The following is an 18,981-nucleotide window of genomic DNA, read 5'->3' on the forward strand; positions in this document are numbered from 1 at the left end:
ATGCGTTACCTTGCAGCCGCATTGCTGTGCAGCGCCGCCGTCCATGCCTACGCCCAGTATCCCTTGCCCGCCACGCCCCGGCCCGGCCAGGTTGTCGTGACGGGCACCGTGCCGGACGAGGCGAGCAAGGCCGCCATGCTGCAGCGCTTGCGCGAGCTGTATGGCGCGGAGCGCGTGGTGGACCAGATCGGCATCGGCAACGTGGCGCTGCCGCCCAACTGGAGCGGCTATGTGCAAAAATTAATAGGTCCCAATCTGAAGCTGATCAGCAAGGGCGAGCTGAAAGTGGAGGGCAATATAGTCACCTTGCGCGGCGAGGTGGCCAACGAGGCGCAGCGGCAGCAGATCGCCAGCGACGCTGCCGTCAGCCTCAATCCCAGCTACACGGTCAACAACGGCTTGCGCGTGAGCGCGGCCGAGCAGGAACTGCTGGACGCCACGCTGGCCAAGCGCATCATTGAATTCGAAAGCGGACAGGCGGCGATACGCCCGTCCGGCAAGGACATCCTGGACGAGATGGCCGGGGCGCTGCAGAAAGTGAAGGGCAAGAAGGTGGAAGTGATAGGCCACACCGACAATGTTGGCCTGCGGGACAGCAATGTGGCGCTCAGCCTGGCCCGCGCCGAGGCGGTGCGCGGCTACCTGGCGCAGAAAGGCATCAGCCCGGACATGATCACGGTGTCCGGCCAGGGGCCGGACCGGCCGGTGGCGGACAACGCCGCCAGCGAAGGCCGCGCGCGCAACCGCCGCATCGAATTCCGCATTGCGCAGTAGCTGTTCGGGATCCGGGCTTGCGCCCGGCGCCAGCTTTTCAGGGCAGCGTCACGGTCAGAGTTGCGGGACGCGGCGCCAGTTTCACCAGGTGGGCGTAGCCCGCCATGCTTTGCTGCGTGGCCTGGTCCAGCGACGTCTTCATGCCGATGTAGACGCACAGCGCCGCCAGCGCAAACAGGGCGGACAAGGTCCACAGCGGCACGTCGCTGCGCAGCTTGTGCGCCACCTGGTCGGGCCGCTCCGCGCGCGGCGCAAAGCCCCGGCTCTTGCCCTTGATGTGGGCGATCTCGTCGCCCAGGCGCGCGGTCAGGCAGGCCAGTTTGTCGCTGCTGTCGAGCGCGAACTTGCCCTTGAAGCCCAGCAGCAGGCACAGATGGAACACCTGCAGCGCCTGCAGGCGCGCGCCGCCCTGGCTGCGCAGCGTCTCCAGCCGGTCGAAGAAGTGTTCGCCCGCCAGCTGGTCGCCGAACACGGTCAGCTGCAAGGGCCGCCGCTCCCAGGGCTCGCGGATGGGAAAGCCGGACGCCAGGATAATCTCGTCCAGCGCGGCGCAGTAGGCGTACTTGGCCGCCTCGATGTCCTCGGCGTTGGCGCGCAGGCGCCGCGCCTCGCTTTCGAAGCCCGACAGGAACTGCGCCACCTTGTCCGCAAACTCATGCTCGCCCGGCGGCGCCGAACCGTTCTTCAGCATGAACAGGACGTAGAAGCCCTCGTGCATGAGGTCCAGCAGGGATTCGATGCGCGGGCCGGCGGCGGCGCCCGGCGCAGCGCGGCCGCCGAACAGGGAGGGCGCCACGCGGCGTTCGATCTGCGCGCTCATGCCGTCACCGCTATCAGTTCGAGGCGCAGGTCGCGGATACCGGCCGGCACATAGATCGAGATCGACTGCGCCTTCAGCATCTGCTCATACAGCACGCCTTTGTTCTCCAGCACGAAGTAGCAGGTGTCCGGCCGCACCGGGATGGCGGCGGGCACCTGCGGCGCGTGCGACAGCTTCACGCCCGGCATGGCGGACAGCACGCACTGGTCCACGTCGTCCGGCGCGCCGGCCTTGATGCGCAGCGGCGCCACCTCCACCAGCTCCATGGCGGGCATGGCCGCGCCGATGGCGAGATAGAGCGTGGCCTTCTGGTCGATCTTGCCCGAATCCAGCTTGCCCTTGTGGTAGCAGGGTCTCTCCTCGCTCAGCGCAATCGAGAAGTAGCGCGCCGAGATGACCGTATCGAGCAGCTCGCGCACAATCGCGTCCAGCTGCGCGAAGCAGGGGCCGGGCTGCTCGTGCTGGTAGGCGGGCAGGCTGGCCAGGGTATGGGCTTTGGAATAGGTCATCAGCGCGCCGGCCAGGCCCAGCATGGCCTCGAACAGGCGCTCGGGGTGCAGCGCCGGGTGGCGCAGGTAGTGCATCAGCGTGGCGCTGGCCGTGCTCACGGTGTGCAGCAGCCAGAAGGCGGAAACGTCGCCGGAGCGGAATTCGATCACGTTGCGGCTGGGTTCGCGCATATGTCCTTGCAGCGCGTTGACCTTGGCCTGCAGCGCGTCCATCAGCTGCTCCAGCTGGATCTTCAGGCGCGGCGCTGCCGCCACGGACAGGCTGGGCGGAATGAAGGCGGGGTCGGCCTCGAACCCACCCGACACGGCGCGGCGCAGGCGTATCAGCGGAAAGCACTCGTAGCCGCCGTGCGGTTCCTGGTCGGACACCAGCCGCACCGCCTTGCGCAGATAGCTCAACTCCGCCGGCGCGGCCTGGGTGTAGATGTCCGCCGTGGTGCGCTCGGCCTGGGCGTAGCGTGCGCCATGGTTCTGAGCCCCGGCCGGAGCGCAGTTGCTGTTGTCCGGCGCCAGCGAGGGCAGGGCGGCATAGTAGGTCACCTCCTGTACGTTGGGCGGCAGCGCGCCCAGGTCCACCGCCGGCGGCAGCGGATCGCTGGCGGGCGCGTCGCTCAATTCGCCGTCGCGGAACATGGCGGACAGCGCGTGCAGGCGCAGCATGCCGGCCTGCAGCGCCGCCGTGTCCCACTCCACCGCCAGCACGCCCCACAAATAGGGCTGCAGCGCTTGCGCGGTGAGCCGCAAGCGCGCTTCGTGATAGCGGTCCTGCTGCTGGAAATGCTGGGGGCGCAGGAACAGGCCCTCGCCCCAAAGTACCTTTGCTGCTGTGCTCATGGATGCTCCCAAGGTGGTGTCAGGGCTGGCAGCGCGTGCCAACCAGTGGCTGGCCCTGCACGGTGAGCGCGCACGCGTGCAGGCCTATGGTGATGCCGGATTTTTCCGCTTCGCTGGCGGAGAACGCGGCGCGCCAGCGCTGCGGCGCCGGGTTGCGGAACAGCGCCACAACGCCGATGTGGGCTGCTTCACGGCCCACGCTTTCAACCACGTCGTAGCGCTGGCCGGGTATCAGCTGTACTTCCTTCACTTCCACCAGGTCCGCGCCCAGCAGCTCGCGTTCGGTCTGCGCGTTGAGAAATCCGCCGTAGCTGGCGCGCTCGAAGGCCGCGCTCTGGCGCAGCTTGTAGATGCGCGCGGCCAGCGCCAGCGGCTGGCCGTCCGCGCCCGCGTTCAGATTGCCGCCGGCGTGCAAATGGATGGCGATCTGCCGTGGCGGCTTCTGGAATTCCGGCAGCTCGGGCGGTTTTCGCAGGCCGGCAAGCTCCATGGCGGCGCCCGCGATCGAGCCTGCGGCGCAGCCGGCGAGCGTGAATGCCGCGGCAAACAGCGGCGCCATCGTCAATGGGGCGAGCAAGCTTGCGGCCTGAATGCGGCGCAGGTTTTTCATCGGAACGTCCTTTTGCGGGAGGCGGTCCAGCCATTAAATCCAAGCGCGGCGCACGCGGGTTTGAGGCGGCGCAAGCCGTGGGCCGCCGTGCCGCGCGGGCAAGCGCAGGCTTTGCGCAAACGCAATCGCTGTTGCATTTTCAGCCTCAATAATGGCCTCCACCCGTACCGAAGGAGACCATGATGAAACTCGGAACCACCATCCCCGGCCTGGCTTGCGCGCTGCTGCTGTCGGCCTGCGCCACGGACGCGCCGCTGCTGCGGCCCGAAAAAGCCAGCGCCGTCACGCTGGACAGCGCGCTGGCCGAAGCGAACCGCATGGCCGCCGGCGGCCAGCAGGACAAGGCGATGACCCTGCTGCGCAGCGCGGCCGGCAGCTACCCGGCCGACAAGGCGCCCTGGCTGTCGATGGCGCAGATGAAGTTCGACCGCGCCAGCTACGGCGAGGCGATATTGCACGCGCAGGAGGCCTTGCAGCGCGACCCATCCGACCAGGTGGGCAACAGCATCATCGCGGTGAGCGGCTTGCGCCTGTCGACCAAGGCGCTGGCGGACCTGAGCCAGCAGAACAACCTGAGCGGCTCGCTGCGCACCGAAGCGCAGGACCTGGCGCGCGTACTGCGCACCAGCCTGGGCGAGGACGTGCTGGTGCCGCCGCCGGCGACGGCGCGCAAGGCGCCGCCAGTGCCCGCCAGACGCGCGGCGCCGGTAAAGCCGGGCGCGGCATCCTCCGCCGATCCATTCGGCGCCATTCGTTAACCTGAAGGAGAAGCAAGATGGCCAGTGGCGAAAGCGTACAGAAACGGCTGGGCAAGGTGCGCGCTCCGCGCGTGCAAATGAGTTACGACGTCGAGATCGGCGACGCCATGGAAAACAAGGAGCTGCCCTTCGTGGTTGGCGTGGTGGGCGATTTCGGCGGCAATCCGGAGGCGGCGCAGAAGCGGCTGAAGGACCGCAAGTTCGTCAACATCGACAGCGACAATTTCGACGAAGTGCTGGCCGGCGTGGCGCCGTCGGCGCGCTTCCAGGTCGCCAATGAACTGGCCGGCGGCGGCGAGTTCCCGGTTGAACTGCAGTTCCGCACCATGGCCGACTTCCGTCCCGAGTCCGTGGTGCGCCAGGTGGAGCCGCTCAGCCGCCTGCTCGATGCGCGCAGCAAGCTGGCCGACCTGCGCAACAAGCTGGCCGGCAACGACAGGCTGGAGGACATCCTGACCAATGTGCTGAACAACACGGACCAGCTCAACAGCCTGGCGCCGCGCGCTGAGAAGAAGGGGGACTGACCATGTCGGCACAAATGCAGGCGGCGCAGCCGCAAGCAGCGCAGGGAAGCGCCGTGGCGGCAATTTCCCTGCTCGACGAGATCGTCGAGCAAAGCAAGGTGGCCAAATCCGGCGTGGAGCACGAGCGCGCCAAGGACATCATCAGCGAGCTGGTGAACCAGGTGCTGGAAGGCAGCATGCCCGTGTCGCACAACCTGAGCGGCACGCTGGACGCGCGCGTGGCGGAGCTGGACAGCCTGATCTCCCGGCAGCTCAGCGCCATCATGCATGCGCCGGAATTCCAGAAGCTGGAGCGCAGCTGGACCGGCTTGCACTACCTGGTGAAGAACTCCGCCACCGGCCAGAACCTGAAGCTGCGCATGCTCAACGCCACCAAGCGCGAACTGGTGAAGGACTTCCAGAGCGCGCTGGAATTCGACCAGAGCACCATGTTCAAGAAGGTCTACGAGGAGGAGTTCGGCACCTTCGGCGGCGCGCCCTATGCCGCGCTGCTGGGCGACTTCGAGATTTCGCGCCAGCCGGAGGACATGTACTTCATCGAGCAGATGTCGCACGTGGCGGCGGCATCGCATGCGCCCTTCATCAGCGCCGCCTCGCCCGAGCTGTTCGGGCTGGAGAGCTACGGTGAACTGGGCAAGCCGCGCGACCTGGCCAAGGTGTTCGACACGGTGGAATACGCCAAGTGGAAAGCCTTCCGCGAATCCGAAGACGCGCGCTACGTGGGCCTGACGCTGCCGCGTTTCCTGGGCCGCCTGCCGTTCAATCCGGTGGACGGCAACAGCGTGGAGGGCTTCAACTTCGTCGAAGAAGTGGACGGCACCGACCACCACAAATACCTGTGGTGCAACGCGGCCTATGCCTTCGGCGCCAAGCTCACCAAGGCCTTCGGCGAGTTCGGCTGGTGCGCCGCCATCCGCGGCGTGGAGGGCGGCGGCCTGGTGGACGACCTGCCCACCCACACCTTCAAGACCGACGAAGGCGAAGTGGCGCTCAAGTGCCCGACCGAAGTGGCGATCACCGACCGCCGCGAGAAGGAACTGAGCGACCTCGGTTTCATCTCGCTGGTGCATTGCAAGAACACCGCCTACGCGGCCTTCTTCGGCGCGCAGTCGGCGCAGAAGGCGCGCAAGTACAGCTCCGAGGCGGCCAATGCCAACGCCGTGCTGTCGTCCCAACTGCAATACATCTTCGCCGTGTCGCGCATCGCCCACTACATGAAGGCCATGATGCGGGACAAGGTGGGCAGCTTCGCCGCCGCCTCCGGCGTGGAGGACTTCCTCAACCGCTGGCTGATGAAGTACGTGCTGCTGGACGATAACGCCAGCCAGGACCAGAAGGCCCGCTTCCCGCTGCGCGAGGCCTCGGTGCAGGTGCACGAGGTGCCGGGGCGGCCCGGCGTGTACCGCGCGGTGTCCTTCCTGCGCCCGCACTTCCAGCTCGACGAGCTGTCCGTTTCCCTCCGATTGGTCGCGGAGTTGCCTCAACCGACCAAAAGCTAAGCACCATCAACCACAACCTAGGAGCATGCAATGGCAATCGACGTCTACCTGTACATTGATGGCATCAAAGGCGAATCGGCGGATGACCGCCACAAGGACTGGATCGAATGCAAATCGGTCAACTTCGGCGTGGAGCAGCCCAAGTCCGCCACCGCCTCCACCGGCGGCGGCCACACGGCGGAACGCTGCGAACACCGCGACATCGTGATCTCCAAGCTGGCCGACCTGGCCTCGCCCATCCTGCTGCAAACCTGCGCGGCCGGCCGCACCATCCCCAAGGCCAAGTTCGAGTTCATGCGCGCCGACGCGCAGGGCGAACGCGTGAAGTACTTCGAGATCGAAATCGAAAACGTGCTGATCGGCGCGGTGGCGCCGGCGGTGGAGGAGGGCGACATCCTGACCGAGGAAGTCGGCTTCAAGTTCTCCAAGGTGCGCTGGAAATACACGCAGCAGAAGATCAGCGGCGGCGCCGGCGGCAACACCTCCGGCGGCTGGGACCTGTCCGCCAACCGCATCGCCTGACCGGCTAGCCTGTCGCCCTGCAGCATGCCGCAGTGCCAGCCGCTGCGGCATTTTTTTGAAAGGAGCAGCCATGAGCGGCTTTGCCCCCGGCCTGATGGACCGCCTGCTGGGCGCGCGCGGCAGCGCGGCCGCCGGCTTCACCGCCGCGCAGCTGAAGGACGCCGTCGCGCGCGACCTGGAAGACCTGCTGAACACCCGCGCCGCGCTGCCGGAAGCGCTGCTGGCCGATTACCCCGAATGCGCCGCCTCCATCGTCAATTACGGCCTGGTCGACTTCGCGGGCATGTGCCTGAGCAGCAGCGACGACCGGACCCGCATCTGCGCCAGCCTGAAAGCCGCAATCGAGCGCCATGAACCGCGCCTGCTGCAGGTGCAAGCCCGCATCGAGCAGCAGGCCGGCAGCATCAACCGCGTCAACTTCATCATCAGCGGCGTGCTGGCCGTCTTTCCCGTGTTTGAACCCGTCAACTTCGACGCCGTGCTGCAGCCGTCCACGCTGCACTACGCCATCCACCACAGCGGAGCACAGGCATGAGCATCAATCTGAAAACCCTGATCGCAAAACTGAACGACACCACCCGCCTGGCCGCCACCCGCGCCGCCAGCATCTGCGTTGGCCTGGGCCAGTACGAGGTCGACATCGAGCACCTGTTCCTGGCCTTGCTGGAGCAGGAACAGAGCGACTTCGTGCTGATCGCGCGCAAATGCGGCATCAGCCTGGAGGCGCTGGACGGCGACCTGCGCAAGGAGATTGCGCGCTTCAAGAATGGCAGCGCGCGCACGCCGGTGTTCTCGGCGCATTTGCCCGTGCTGCTGGAACACGCTTGGCTGATCTCCTCGCTGTCGCTGCCACAGCCGGACCTGATACGCAGCGGCCATCTGCTGCTGGCGCTGCTGACCGAGCCCGGTCTGGCCCAGCTGGCCGCGCGCGGCTCCAGGCTGTTCGCGCGCTTCCCGGTTGATGAGCTCAAGCACAATATGGACAAGTACACGCGCGGCTCGCAGGAGGAGCGCGGCGCCGCAGCGGAGACAGACAATGAGGCCGCGCAGCAGGCCGCCGATCCGCTCCGGCAGCTGGACGCGAAGACGCCCGCGCTGGACCAGTACACCACCAGCCTCACGCAGCAGGCGCGCGAGGGCAAGCTCGATCCGGTGATCGGGCGCGAGGCCGAGATCCGCCAGGCGATGGATATCCTGATGCGGCGCCGCCAGAACAATCCCATCCTGACCGGCGAAGCGGGCGTGGGCAAGACCGCCGTGGTGGAAGGCCTGGCGCTGCGCATCGTGGCGGGCGACGTGCCGGAAGTGCTGCGCGGCGTGGAGATACGGGCGCTGGACATGGGCCTGCTGCAGGCCGGCGCCAGCGTGAAGGGCGAGTTCGAAAACCGCCTCAAGGCCGTGATCGACGAAGTACGCAAGAGCGCGCACGCCATCGTGCTGTTCATCGACGAGGCCCACACCATGATAGGCGCCGGCGGCCAGGCCGGCCAGAACGACGCGGCCAACCTGCTCAAGCCGGCGCTGGCGCGCGGCGAGCTGCGCACCATCGCCGCCACCACCTGGAGCGAATACAAGAAGTACTTCGAAAAGGACGCCGCGCTGGCGCGCCGTTTCCAGGTGGTGAAGGTGGAGGAGCCCAGCGAGGAAATCGCCTGCGCCATGCTGCGCGCGATGGCGCCGCTGATGGAAAAGCATTTCGGCATCCGCATCAGCGACGAGGCGGTGGTGGCGGCGGTCAGCCTGTCGCACCGCTACATCAGCGGGCGCCAGCTGCCGGACAAGGCGGTCAGCGTGCTCGATACCGCCTGCGCCCGCGTGGCCCTGGCCCGCAGCGCCGCGCCGCAGCAGGTGGAGCAGGCGCAGAAGCACGTGGAGCGCATCGGCTTTGAAATCGCCGCGCTGGAGCGCGAGCAGGGCGACTTGCCGCAGGACGGCCGCACCGCCGCGCGGCTGCGCGAGCTGCGCGTGGCGCGCGAAACGCTGATGCAGGAGCACCAGAAGCACCTGGAACGCTGGGAGCGCGAGAAGGCGCTGCACGCCGCCATGGCGGTGCAGCGCGGCAGCTATCCGCCGGTGGGCGGCGGGGTGTCCATGGCGGCGCTGGAGGAGGAACTGGCGGCGCTGCAGGGCAGCGAACCGATGGCGCCGCAGCGCGTGGACGCGCACACGGTGGCCGCCATCGTGTCCGGCTGGACCGGCATCCCGCTCGGCAAAATGGTGCGCGACGAGATCCGCGCCGTGCAGAAGCTGGAAGCCGCGCTGCAGGCGCGCGTACTCGGCCAGCCGCATGCCGTGGCCGCCGTGGCGCAGCGCGTGCGCACCGCGCGCGCCGGCCTGGACGACCCCAACAAGCCGCAGGGCGTGTTCCTGTTCACCGGCCCTTCCGGCGTGGGCAAAACCGAGATGGCGCTGGCGCTGGCGGAGCTGCTCTACGGCGGCGAGCGCAAACTCATCACCATCAATATGAGCGAATACCAGGAGGCGCACAGCGTCTCGGGCCTGAAAGGCTCGCCGCCCGGCTACGTGGGCTATGGCGAAGGCGGCGTGCTGACCGAGGCGGTGCGGCGCGCGCCCTACAGCGTGGTGCTGCTCGACGAAATAGAAAAGGCCCATCCGGACGTGGCGGAACTGTTCTTCCAGGTGTTCGACAAGGGCGTGCTGGACGACGCGGAAGGCCGCGAGATCGACTTCCGCAACACGGTCATCATCGCCACCTCCAATGTGGCCTCGTCCGCCATCATGCAGGCCTGCCTGAACAAGCCCGTGTCCGGGCGGCCCTCGCCCGGTGAGCTTGAGGAGCTGGCCAGGCCGCAGCTGATGAAGCACTTCAAGCCCGCCTTCCTGGGCCGCATGCAGCTGGTCCCGTTTTATCCGATCGCCGACGAGGTGCTGGCGCGCATCATCGCGCTCAAGCTGGACCGCATCGGACAGCGCATCCGCACCAGCCACCATGCCGAATTCAGCTACGACAGCGCCGTGGTGGACACCGTGCTGGCGCGCTGCACCGAGGTCGATTCCGGCGCGCGCAATGTGGACCACATCCTGAACGGCAGCCTGCTGCCGGCGATAGCGGAAGCGGTGCTGGCGCGCATGGCGGACGGCGTGGCGATCGCCAGCATCAAGGCCGGCGCCAGCCGCCAGGGACAGTTCAAGTACACCATCAAATAAAGGAGGCGGCACATGTTCAATATTGCGCAACTGCTCCAGCCCATCAGCGTGCAGCAAGCCTGCGGCGAGGATATCTCCTTCGGCAGCGAGGTGGATGAAATCGTCAAGGCGCGGCTGGCGGACGACCCCACGCTGGACCAGGGCGCCTGGGTGACCACGCTGAAGGAGGCCGATTGGCCTTTCGTCTCCGCGCGCTGCGCCGCGCTGATCGAAGGCCGCAGCAAGGACTTGCGGCTGGCGGTCTGGCTGGCGGAGGCGCAGGCCAAGACGCGCGGCTTCCGTGGCCTGGGCGACGGCTACGCGCTGCTGGCCGGCCTGTGCGCCCGCTATTGGGATAGCCTGCACCCGGCCATCGACGGCGGCGACGCCGAGCAGCGCGTGGGCAATCTGTATTGGCTGCTGGCGCACACGCCGCAACTGGTGAAGGAAATTGCGGTGACGGAGAGCGGCGGCGTCTCCATGGCCAGCTTCGATGCGGCGCGCCAGCGCGTGGCCATGGCCAGCAGCGCCAGCGCGGCGGCGGGCAGCGGCGGCTGGCCTACGCCTGCCGTGGCGGCGCCGGAGGGGCCGGGGCTGGCCGAGCTGGATGCCGAGCGGCGCCGCAATTCGTCTCAATTCAACAACGTTTTGCTGGCAGACGCGCGCTACTGCCTGGCGTCGCTGCAGGAGCTCGAGCGCGCCGTGGATGAGCGGCTGGGCGTGGACGGGCCGGGCTTCGGCGCCGCCCGCGAGGCGCTGCTGAACGCCATCGATTTTATTGAACCGTTGGCCACGCCGTCCGGTGAGGAGGGCGGCAGCGAGGCCGGCGCGGTACAAGGAGCCGGCAACACGCATGGCGGCGCCGAAGGCCCGGGGCGTATGCCTTCCGGCCCGCCGCTGAACCGCGCGCAGGCGCTGGCCCAGCTCCGGCAGGTGGCGGAATTCTTCCGCCGCACCGAGCCGCACAGCCCGGTCGCCTACCTGGCCGACAAGGCCGCCGGCTGGGGCGAACTGCCGCTGCACCTGTGGCTGCGCGACGTGCTGAAGGAGCCCGGCGCCATCGCCCAAATGGATGAATTGCTTGGCGTTGCGGCGCCGCCCGCGCTTTGATCGGCCACCTGGCCGAATAGCGGCCTCAAATAATTTCCTTCTGGTAATTGTTGCAATCCGATGGAAATGCGCTCAGACTGCCAAAAAAGCACGATAAATTCGGCACGAGGAGACAGGCATGAAGAATTTGAGGATAGGCGTCAGGCTGGGTCTGGCCTTTACCGTGGTGCTGTTGCTGTTGACGGCGCTAACGCTGGTAGGCATCGCCCGCATGCAGCAAGCCAGCGCCATGACCGAATCGCTGCTGCAGGACCATCTGCGCGTCGAGCGCATGGCAACCGAATGGCAGAAGGTGGTGGAAGTGAACGCCGCCCGCACCACGGCCGCCTGGAAGGTGCAGGACCCGGCCGACCAGAAGGGCTTTGAACAGCAGATGGCGCAGGCCTCCAGCCGCGCCACCGAGCTGCAGGACGCCCTCGGCACCATCCTGCAGGACCCTGTGGGCAAGGAGCAGCACGCCGCCATCCTCGCCTCCCGCAAGGCCTACGTGGACGCCCGCAAAGCCGTTTTCAAGGCCAAGGCCGACGGCGACCTGGAACTGGGCAAGCGCATCTTCGAGCAGGACATGGAGCGCAACCGCGTGGTCTACCTGGCTGCGCTGCAGAAGCTGGTCGACACGCAGCGCGCGCAGCTTGACGCCAAGGCGGACCAGATCCAGAGCGGCAACGCGAGCGGCCGCAATATGCTCATCCTGCTGGGCGTGGCCGCCGTGGCGCTGGGCGTGGGCTTCGCCTGGTACATCACGCACACCATCACCAGCCCGCTCAGCGAAGCGGTCAAGGTGGCCGAGTCGGTGTCCGCCGGCGACCTGACCAGCGACATCGTGGTCGGCAGCCGGGACGAGACCGGGCAGCTGATGCACGCGCTGAAGAATATGAACAGCAATCTGGTCAACATCGTCGGCCAGGTGCGGGGCGGCACGGACACCATGTCCAACGCCTCCAGCGAAATCGCGGCGGGCAATATGGACTTGTCCTCGCGCACCGAGGAGCAGGCCAGTGCGCTGGAACAGACTGCGTCGTCGATGGAACAGCTGACGGCCACTGTGAAGATCAACGCGGAGAATGCGCGCCAGGCCTGCCAGCTGGCGGTGGACGCGTCCGAAATCGCAAGCCACGGCGGCGCGGTGGTGTCGGAGGTGGTGGCGACGATGGGATCGATCAACGATTCTTCGCGCCGCATCGTGGACATCATCAGCGTGATCGACGGCATCGCCTTCCAGACCAATATCCTGGCGCTGAACGCGGCGGTGGAAGCGGCGCGCGCCGGTGAGCAGGGCCGGGGCTTTGCCGTGGTGGCCTCCGAAGTGCGCAATCTGGCGCAGCGTTCGGCCTCGGCCGCCAAGGAGATCAAGGAGCTGATCAACACCTCGGTGCACCAGGTGGAAGCCGGCACCGGCCTGGTGGACAAGGCGGGACGCACCATGGACGATATTGTGGCCAGCATTGCCAAGGTGTCCGGCATCATGAGCGAAATCGCGAACGCCAGCGAGGAACAGCGCACGGGCATCGAGCAGGTGAATTTCGCCATTACGCAAATGGACCAGGTGACGCAGCAGAACGCGGCACTGGTGGAACAGGCCGCCGCTGCCGCTGCCGCCATGCAGGACCAGGCGGCGCAGCTGGCGCAGTCGGTCAGCGTGTTCAAGCTGACGGATTCGCAAATGCATGAGCGGGGCGGCGCCGCGCTGCCGGGCCGCGCTGCACGGCGCGCGGTGTCCGGACGCGAAGTGGCCAGGCTCACTTAAGGTCCACGGGCTGGCGCGCGGCCCGCTGCTGCGGCTACAATCGCGCCATGCCTTCCGACCAGCCTTCCGACCAGTCCCCCTACAATAAACGCCCGATGTGCGCGGCCTGCCTGCGGGCGCAGGCGGCGTGCATCTGCCGCTGGGCGGCGCCTGTGCCCAGCGCGGCGCAGGTGCTGATACTGCAGCATCCCATGGAAGTGGCGAACGCCAAGAACAGCGGACGGCTGCTGCATCTCTGCCTGCCGAACAGCCGCCTGGAAGTGGGCGAAGCGTTCGATCCGGCGCGGCTGGAGGCACTGCTGGCCGGGCCATCGGCGGCGCGGCCGGTGCTGCTCTATCCGGACACGCCGGGCGACGCATCGATGGGCATCGCGCCCGCGCCGCCGTTCGATTCGGCCTGGGCGGACGAGCCTTCCGGCCTGCTGCTGGTGGTGCTGGACGCAACCTGGCGCAAGAGCCGCAAGATGTTGTATCTGAATCCCGCCTTGCAGCGCCTGCCCCGTTTGCCCCTGCGCGATACACCTGAATCGCACTACCTGATACGCAAGGCGCATGGACCGGACCAGCTGTCGACGCTTGAGGCCACGGCGTATGCGCTGGCACAGCTGGAAGGGGATGAGGGAAAATACGCGCCGCTGATCACGGCGTTCGACGCTTTCGTGGCGCAGCAGCAAAGCTACGTGCCGCTCGCTTAGCTTAGCAGCTTCAATCCCGGCGGCAGCGCCTCGCCCAGCATGCGCTTCTCCATCGCCTGGTCCAGCTGCACCACCTCGCGCACCATGGCGCTCCACGCGGCGGGCGCGCGGGACGCTTCCATGCGCTGCAATATCTGCGCGCGCAATTCCTCGCCAATGTCGCGCGTGCGGTCGCCGGTCATGCGCGCCAGATGCGCGGCGGCGAAGCCAGCGGGTTCCACCTTCTTCCAGTCCAGCGTGAGCAGCACCGCCAGCCATTGCTCCACCGCCGCCACCGGCGCCACGTCGTGCGCACTGCCGTGGAAGGGATGGCGCGAACCCACGCGGCCCAGCGCCCACAGGAAGCGCCCCAGCGCGGCTTCGGCCTTGTCCGCCCTGGCGGCGGACGCGGTGGCCAATTCCTGCACCTGGCCCAGCAGCCATTCGCCGATCTCGCCCTTGTAGGCGGATGGAATGCGCTCCAGCGACGCGCCCAGGCGCAGCATGTCCTCCTCGCTGCCGTTCACCAGCGTGACGGGGCGGCGGCCGCGCTCCTGCTCGTCCGCCTGCAGGTTGAAGGCGAAATCGTCCAGCAGGCGCAGTTGCTGCGTGGCGTCCAGGCCGCCGGACACGCGGCGCCACAAGGTCCACCATTCCGAGCAGGCCTGGCTGTCCTTGTGATATTGCAGGCCGGTGTCGAACATGGCCCACAGCTGCTCGATGCGCCATGCGTCCAGCGCGTGGCCGAAGCCGGGGCGCAGGCAGTAGCCGGCCAGGTTGAGCCACGCGCGTTCGTGTTCGGCCGAGCGGCGGCGGCCCTTGGCGCGCTGCAGCAGCGCGTCGAACAGGTGGCGCAGCAGCGGCGTGGGCCAGCTTTCGCGCGCGCCCAGCAGGTGGTCCAGCTGGCGGCCCAGCTGGCGCACTTCCTTGCTGTCGACCTGCTGCGCGCGGCTGCCGAAGATGCGGTCTATTTTTTCCAGCGCGTCCTTGTAGCGGGGCGGCAGGGCGATTTCTTCCGCGCCTTCCGCGCCGCCGGCCTTTCCCTGGTCCTGGCCGCGCAGCTGGAACTCCAGCAGCCAGCGCTGCGGCTTGCCGCCTTCGTTCGCCACGCAATGCACTTCCAGCGTGCCCACTTCGCTCAGCGTAGCGGCCAGCTGCACCGGGATCTCCTTGAGGGCGGCCGCGTCGCCGCTGTCGCGCAGCACGGTGGCGATGGGCGGCAGGCGCACAAAGGACGACGGATCGAGATCGGCCAGGTCGCCGGCGCGCGGCGGTGCGCCCGCGTCTGCGGTCAGGGACACAATGTGGAAGCGCACCGGGCGGCCCAGGCGCAGCGCGAAGCTGCGGTCCGCCAGGCGCAGTTCCACGCCGGTTTCCGCGCCGCGCGGCAGAATGCAGACGGCGCGGCGGCTTTCCTGCTTGCCGTTGCCTGCTTCGCCGTCCAGCAGCAGGAAGTAGGAGCGCGGCGAGCCGCCGCCGATAGTCGGGGCGCGGCCCTGCTTGCCGATGGCGTAGGCCACGCCGCCGCGCGCCACCGCCACGTCCGGATTCTCGTTGTGCAGCACCTGCACCGGCTGCCCGCGCCAGGCGGACAAGGTGGCTTCCAGGCGCCTGGCCAGCGCGTCCGCGCGGAACACGCCGCCGTTCAGCAGCAGCGTGTCCGGCACCGGCAGGCTGGTCTCACCGTTGCCATCTTCGGCCGCCATGCCCAGCGCCTGGCGCGCGGCCGCCGCGTGCTGGCGCAGGAAGCTGGCCAGGTGGCGCGTAATGGCGGCGTCGCTCGCGTAGGGCAGGCCGAATTCGACAATGCCGCCGCGCGCGCGCCGGGCTTCCTCGTGCGGCTCGCCCATGGGGAAGAAGCCGTCCACCACCATGCGCTCCACGTCCTCGCGCGCCAGGTCGGCCGAGCGCGTGCCGCCTATCAGCCTGGAGCCCGCGCCCAGCAGCGTGACGGACACGCGCTCCGGCGCGTCCGCCGCCAGCAGCTGCTCTTTGGCCGCGCGGCAGCGCTCCGTGAGCTGCGCCATGCGCGCCGCCGACAGCCGCGTGGCTTGCGCCGCTTCCTGGCCTTCGCCCGCCAGCCGCGCTTCCACCAGCCGCGCCAGCGCCAGGTCCATATTGTCGCCGCCCAGTATCAGGTGGTTGCCCACGCCGATGCGCGTCAGCACCGGGTCGCCACCGCCGGCCGGCAGTTCCACCTTGATCAGGCTGAAGTCCGTGGTGCCGCCGCCCACGTCGCACACCAGCACCAGGCGCGTGTGCGCCAGCTCCTGCGCCAGCGTGGCGCGGTGCCGGTACAGCCAGTCGTAGAAGGCGGCCTGCGGTTCTTCCAGCAGCCGCAGCTTGGGCAGGCCCGCCATGCGCGCCGCCTCCAGCGTGAGCGCGCGCGCGCCCTCGTCGAAGGAGGCGGGGATGGTCAGCACGATCTGCTGCTGTTCCAGGGGATGCTTGGGGAAGCGCTGGTTCCATGCCGCCCGCACGTGCGCCAGGTAGCTGGCGCTGGCCGCCACCGGCGACACCTTGGCCACGTCGTCCTCGGCGCCCCACGGCAGGATGGCCGCCATGCGGTCCACGCCGGGATGCGACAGCCAGCTCTTGGCGCTGGCCACCAGCCGGCCCGGCACTTGCGCGCCCAGCTTGCGCGCCAGCTGTCCGCCAGCCACTTCGGCCACGCCGGCCACGTCCGGCAGGCGCCACGGCAGCTGCAGTTCGCCGGCCGCCAGCTCGCCCTCGGCCGGGTGGTAGCGCAGCGACGGCAGCAGCGCCGCCGTGCCCACCTCGCCCGGCGCCACCAACTGCTCGATGGCGAACAGCTGCACCGCATCCGAGCCGGGCTCGGAGTAGGCCAGCACCGTGTTGGTGGTGCCGAGGTCGATGCTGACGAGGTATTGCTTCATGCGGCGGTGTTGATCGTTAGTCGTTACTCGGCAGTGGCTGCGCGGACGTCGAACTCCACCTTCCAGCGCTGCTGATTGTCATTGGAGACCGCCAGCAGCTCCAGCGTGCCCGATTCCGTGGCCTGCGCGTGCAGGCGCACCTGCACCACGTCGCCCGGCTGGCGGCCTTCCGGCGACAGCGTCATCTGGATCGCGTTCAGCTCCACCAGTTCTTCCGGTCCCCAGAAGTCCAGCAGCTCGCCGATCTGGTCCTGGCGGCGGGTGGACGAACCGAAGAAGCGGAAGTCCACCGGCTCGCCGACCACCAGGCCGAACTCCTGGCCCGGCAGTTCCATCTCGCTGCCTTCCTCCATGCCGAACGGCGCCACGCACAGCGCCTGGATAGGCGGCTCCATGCCCGGGATGGCGGGCATGGACGACTCCACCGCCACGTAGTAGGAACGCGCCGTGCCGCCACGGATGCGCACGCCGCTGCCACGGCGCACGTAGCTGTAATAGGCCGCGCCGCGCGCCACGGCCAGGTCCAGGTCGGCGCCGCCCAGCATGCGGGCAGGCTCCGCGCCTTCCAGGTAGAGCCAGTCGTTGATGGTGTCCATCACGCGCTTGGCCAGCAGCTCGGACTTGAACACGCCGCCGTTGAACAGCACGGCGGTCGGATGCAGGAAGGTCGCATCGGCGCTCTGCGCGCCGGCGTAGCCTTGCAGTTCGCTGGTGGCGCCCAGTTGGCGCGCCAGGAAGGAGGCCAGGTGGCGCGTTACGCCCGCGTCCTGCGCATACGGCAGGCCAAGCTGCGTCAGGCCGGCGCGGGTGCGCACGGCGGGGCGGGCCGACGCTTCCACTTGCGGGAAGAAGCCATCCAGGATGAAGGCCGTCACTTCGCTGCGCGTCAGCTCGGTGCGGATGGAGCCGCCGATCAGTTTCGAGCCACGGCTCGGCACCACGATAGGCCAGCTTTCCACGCTGGCGTCGGCCAGCAGGGCTTCCTTGGCGGCGCGGCAGCCGTAGGTCAGCGCGCGCAGCTGCCACGCGTCCAGCTGCGTGCCGTTGGCGGCCAGCTTGCGCGCCACCAGGTGGGCCAGCGCCAGGTCCATATTGTCGCCGCCCAGCAGGATGTGGTCGCCCACCGCCACGCGGTGCGGTTCCAGCACGCCGTCGCGTTCCAGCACGGCGATCAGCGAGAAGTCGCTGGTGCCGCCGCCCACGTCCACCACCAGGATGATGTCGCCCGGCTTGACCTCCTTGCGCCAGCGGCCTTCGCTGCCCTGGATCCAGCTGTACAGCGCCGCTTGCGGCTCTTCCAGCAGCGTCAGGGCCTGGTAGCCGGCGGCCTTGGCCGCGTCGGCGGTCAGCTCGCGCGCGGCCGGGTCGAACGAGGCGGGAATGGTCACGGTGACGGCCTGCTCGGTGAACGGCGCGTCAGGATGCGCCGCGTCCCAGGCCTGGCGCAGGTGCGACAGGTAGCGGGTGGACGCTTCCAGTGGCGATACGCGCGTCACTTCTTCCGGCGCGTCGTTCGGCAGGATGGCGGCGCGGCGGTCCACGCCGGGGTGGCACAGCCAGCTCTTGGCGCTGGAGACCAGGCGGATCGGCGTGGTGGCGCCACGGCTGCGCGCCATTTCGCCGGCCACGGCGGCGGGCGACGGGCCTTGGCCGTCGGCCTGCCACGGCAGCGCCAGCTGGCCCGGCGCCATTTCGTCCGGATGCGGCAGGTACAGGAAGGAAGGCAGCAGCGGCAGTTCTTCCACCGTGCCCGGCGCGGTCAGCTGCGGCACGCCCAGCACCGACTGCGCGGTCTTCTCGCCGTCGCTGGCCTGCAGGTCCACATAGGACAGCGCGCTGTGCGTGGTGCCCAGGTCGATGCCGATGGCGTAGCGCGGGCTGTTGCCGCTGTTGTTCATATCGCCGCTCACAGTTCCACCTCCGCCGGCGCCAGTACCTTGGCGTCATGCGCTTCGGCCAGTTTCGGCAGGCGCACGCTGGTGGCGCGCCAGCCGCGATGGCTCAAGCTGCCCTTGAACGGCGCCTTGCCCACCACGTTGCCGGTCAGGCGCACGGCGGCGGCGTCAAAGCCTTCCTCCAGCGTGACGCGCGAGCCTTCGGCTTCCGCGCGCACAGGTTCGATGGTGAAGTGCTCGCGCAGCACTTTGGCGCAGCCTTCGTGCACCACGCGGGCGGCGGCGCCGATGTCGGCGTCGGCATAGGCGCTCAGGTTTTCCTGGGTGAAGTCGATCAGGCGCGCTTCGCGCTGCAGCAGGCTAAGCAGCTGCAGGGCGGCGTCCGGCGTGGCTTCGCGCAGGATCACCGGGGCCGGCGGCGCGGTGGGGGCTGCGGTGGGGGCTGCCGTTGGTGCGGCGGTCGGGGCTGCCGTTGGTGCTGCGGCCGTGGCGCCGGCCACGCGCTGGTTGATGCGCTGCAGGCGGGCGGCGAACTGCGGGTCCGACAGGGTGCGGAAGAAAGTGCCGAAGGAGAGCGCGATGCGGCTTCCCAGCGAGGGCAGGTTGGTGTTGGTATTGGTCATGTTGTGGTCAATTCGGGTCAAAAATCAGCCCGCCGCAG

16 protein-coding genes are annotated in these 18,981 nt (G+C 68.5%); 10 read left to right on the forward strand and 6 right to left on the reverse strand.

The window, feature by feature from the left end:
- Positions 1-774 (forward strand): OmpA family protein, encoded by a 774-nt coding sequence (locus tag AC07S4_RS14200; RefSeq protein WP_494987271.1) that lies wholly within the window; start codon positions 1-3, stop codon positions 772-774.
- A gap of 37 nt (positions 775-811) precedes the next feature.
- Here AC07S4_RS14200 and icmH read toward each other — a convergent pair whose 3' ends face one another.
- Genes icmH through tssJ form a run of 3 tightly spaced genes read right to left on the reverse strand, consistent with a single transcriptional unit; the run spans position 812 to position 3,547 of the window.
- Positions 812-1,594 (reverse strand): type IVB secretion system protein IcmH/DotU, encoded by a 783-nt coding sequence (gene icmH, locus AC07S4_RS14205; protein ID WP_494987272.1) that lies wholly within the window; start codon positions 1,592-1,594, stop codon positions 812-814.
- Positions 1,591-2,937, reverse strand: coding sequence for a type VI secretion system baseplate subunit TssK (gene tssK, locus AC07S4_RS14210; protein ID WP_494987273.1), 1,347 nt, complete (start codon positions 2,935-2,937; stop codon positions 1,591-1,593). The genes icmH and tssK overlap by 4 nt, the downstream gene beginning before the upstream one ends.
- 19 nt (positions 2,938-2,956) lie before the next feature.
- On the reverse strand, positions 2,957-3,547 hold the full coding sequence (gene tssJ, locus AC07S4_RS14215) for a type VI secretion system lipoprotein TssJ (protein WP_494987274.1): 591 nt from the start codon (positions 3,545-3,547) through the stop codon (positions 2,957-2,959).
- A gap of 179 nt (positions 3,548-3,726) precedes the next feature.
- Between tssJ and AC07S4_RS14220 the strand changes: the two genes are divergently transcribed.
- From AC07S4_RS14220 to AC07S4_RS14260, 9 genes are all read left to right on the forward strand, one after another.
- Positions 3,727-4,305, forward strand: a complete 579-nt coding sequence (locus AC07S4_RS14220) for a hypothetical protein (protein WP_494987275.1) — start codon at positions 3,727-3,729, stop codon at positions 4,303-4,305.
- 17 nt (positions 4,306-4,322) lie between these two features.
- Positions 4,323-4,829, forward strand: coding sequence for a type VI secretion system contractile sheath small subunit (gene tssB, locus AC07S4_RS14225; RefSeq protein WP_494987276.1), 507 nt, complete (start codon positions 4,323-4,325; stop codon positions 4,827-4,829).
- 14 nt (positions 4,830-4,843) lie between these two features.
- Positions 4,844-6,328 carry a type VI secretion system contractile sheath large subunit gene (tssC, locus tag AC07S4_RS14230; RefSeq protein WP_494987741.1) on the forward strand — a complete coding sequence of 495 codons (1,485 nt, stop codon included), beginning with the start codon at positions 4,844-4,846 and terminating at the stop codon, positions 6,326-6,328.
- Between the two features lie 30 nt (positions 6,329-6,358).
- On the forward strand, positions 6,359-6,850 hold the full coding sequence (locus AC07S4_RS14235) for an Hcp family type VI secretion system effector (RefSeq protein WP_056405272.1): 492 nt from the start codon (positions 6,359-6,361) through the stop codon (positions 6,848-6,850).
- Positions 6,851-6,920: 70 nt separating this feature from the next.
- On the forward strand, positions 6,921-7,385 hold the full coding sequence (tssE, locus tag AC07S4_RS14240; protein WP_494987277.1) for a type VI secretion system baseplate subunit TssE: 465 nt from the start codon (positions 6,921-6,923) through the stop codon (positions 7,383-7,385).
- On the forward strand, positions 7,382-10,018 hold the full coding sequence (tssH, locus tag AC07S4_RS14245) for a type VI secretion system ATPase TssH (protein ID WP_494987278.1): 2,637 nt from the start codon (positions 7,382-7,384) through the stop codon (positions 10,016-10,018). Before tssE ends, tssH begins: the two co-directional genes overlap by 4 nt.
- Positions 10,019-10,030: 12 nt before the next feature.
- Positions 10,031-11,107 carry a type VI secretion system protein TssA gene (tssA, locus tag AC07S4_RS14250; RefSeq protein WP_494987279.1) on the forward strand — a complete coding sequence of 359 codons (1,077 nt, stop codon included), beginning with the start codon at positions 10,031-10,033 and terminating at the stop codon, positions 11,105-11,107.
- A gap of 118 nt (positions 11,108-11,225) precedes the next feature.
- Positions 11,226-12,854, forward strand: a complete 1,629-nt coding sequence (locus AC07S4_RS14255) for a methyl-accepting chemotaxis protein (RefSeq protein WP_494987280.1) — start codon at positions 11,226-11,228, stop codon at positions 12,852-12,854.
- A gap of 47 nt (positions 12,855-12,901) precedes the next feature.
- The gene (locus AC07S4_RS14260) at positions 12,902-13,549 is read left to right on the forward strand and encodes a tRNA-uridine aminocarboxypropyltransferase (RefSeq protein WP_494987281.1); all 648 of its coding nucleotides are present in this window, start codon (positions 12,902-12,904) and stop codon (positions 13,547-13,549) included.
- Here the strand turns inward: AC07S4_RS14260 and AC07S4_RS14265 are convergent.
- The 3 genes from AC07S4_RS14265 to AC07S4_RS14275 are packed head-to-tail and all read right to left on the reverse strand — an operon-like array spanning position 13,546 to position 18,943.
- Positions 13,546-16,425, reverse strand: a complete 2,880-nt coding sequence (locus AC07S4_RS14265; RefSeq protein WP_494987282.1) for an Hsp70 family protein — start codon at positions 16,423-16,425, stop codon at positions 13,546-13,548. The genes AC07S4_RS14260 and AC07S4_RS14265 overlap by 4 nt on opposite strands.
- Positions 16,426-16,448: 23 nt before the next feature.
- Entirely contained in the window at positions 16,449-18,323 is a 1,875-nt protein-coding gene (locus tag AC07S4_RS14270) for an Hsp70 family protein (protein WP_494987283.1), read from the reverse strand.
- A gap of 8 nt (positions 18,324-18,331) precedes the next feature.
- Positions 18,332-18,943 (reverse strand): DUF2760 domain-containing protein, encoded by a 612-nt coding sequence (locus AC07S4_RS14275; RefSeq protein WP_494987284.1) that lies wholly within the window; start codon positions 18,941-18,943, stop codon positions 18,332-18,334.
- Positions 18,944-18,981 lie beyond the last annotated feature (38 nt).

The organism is Pseudoduganella sp. GW821-FHT05F09, assembly GCF_059419605.1.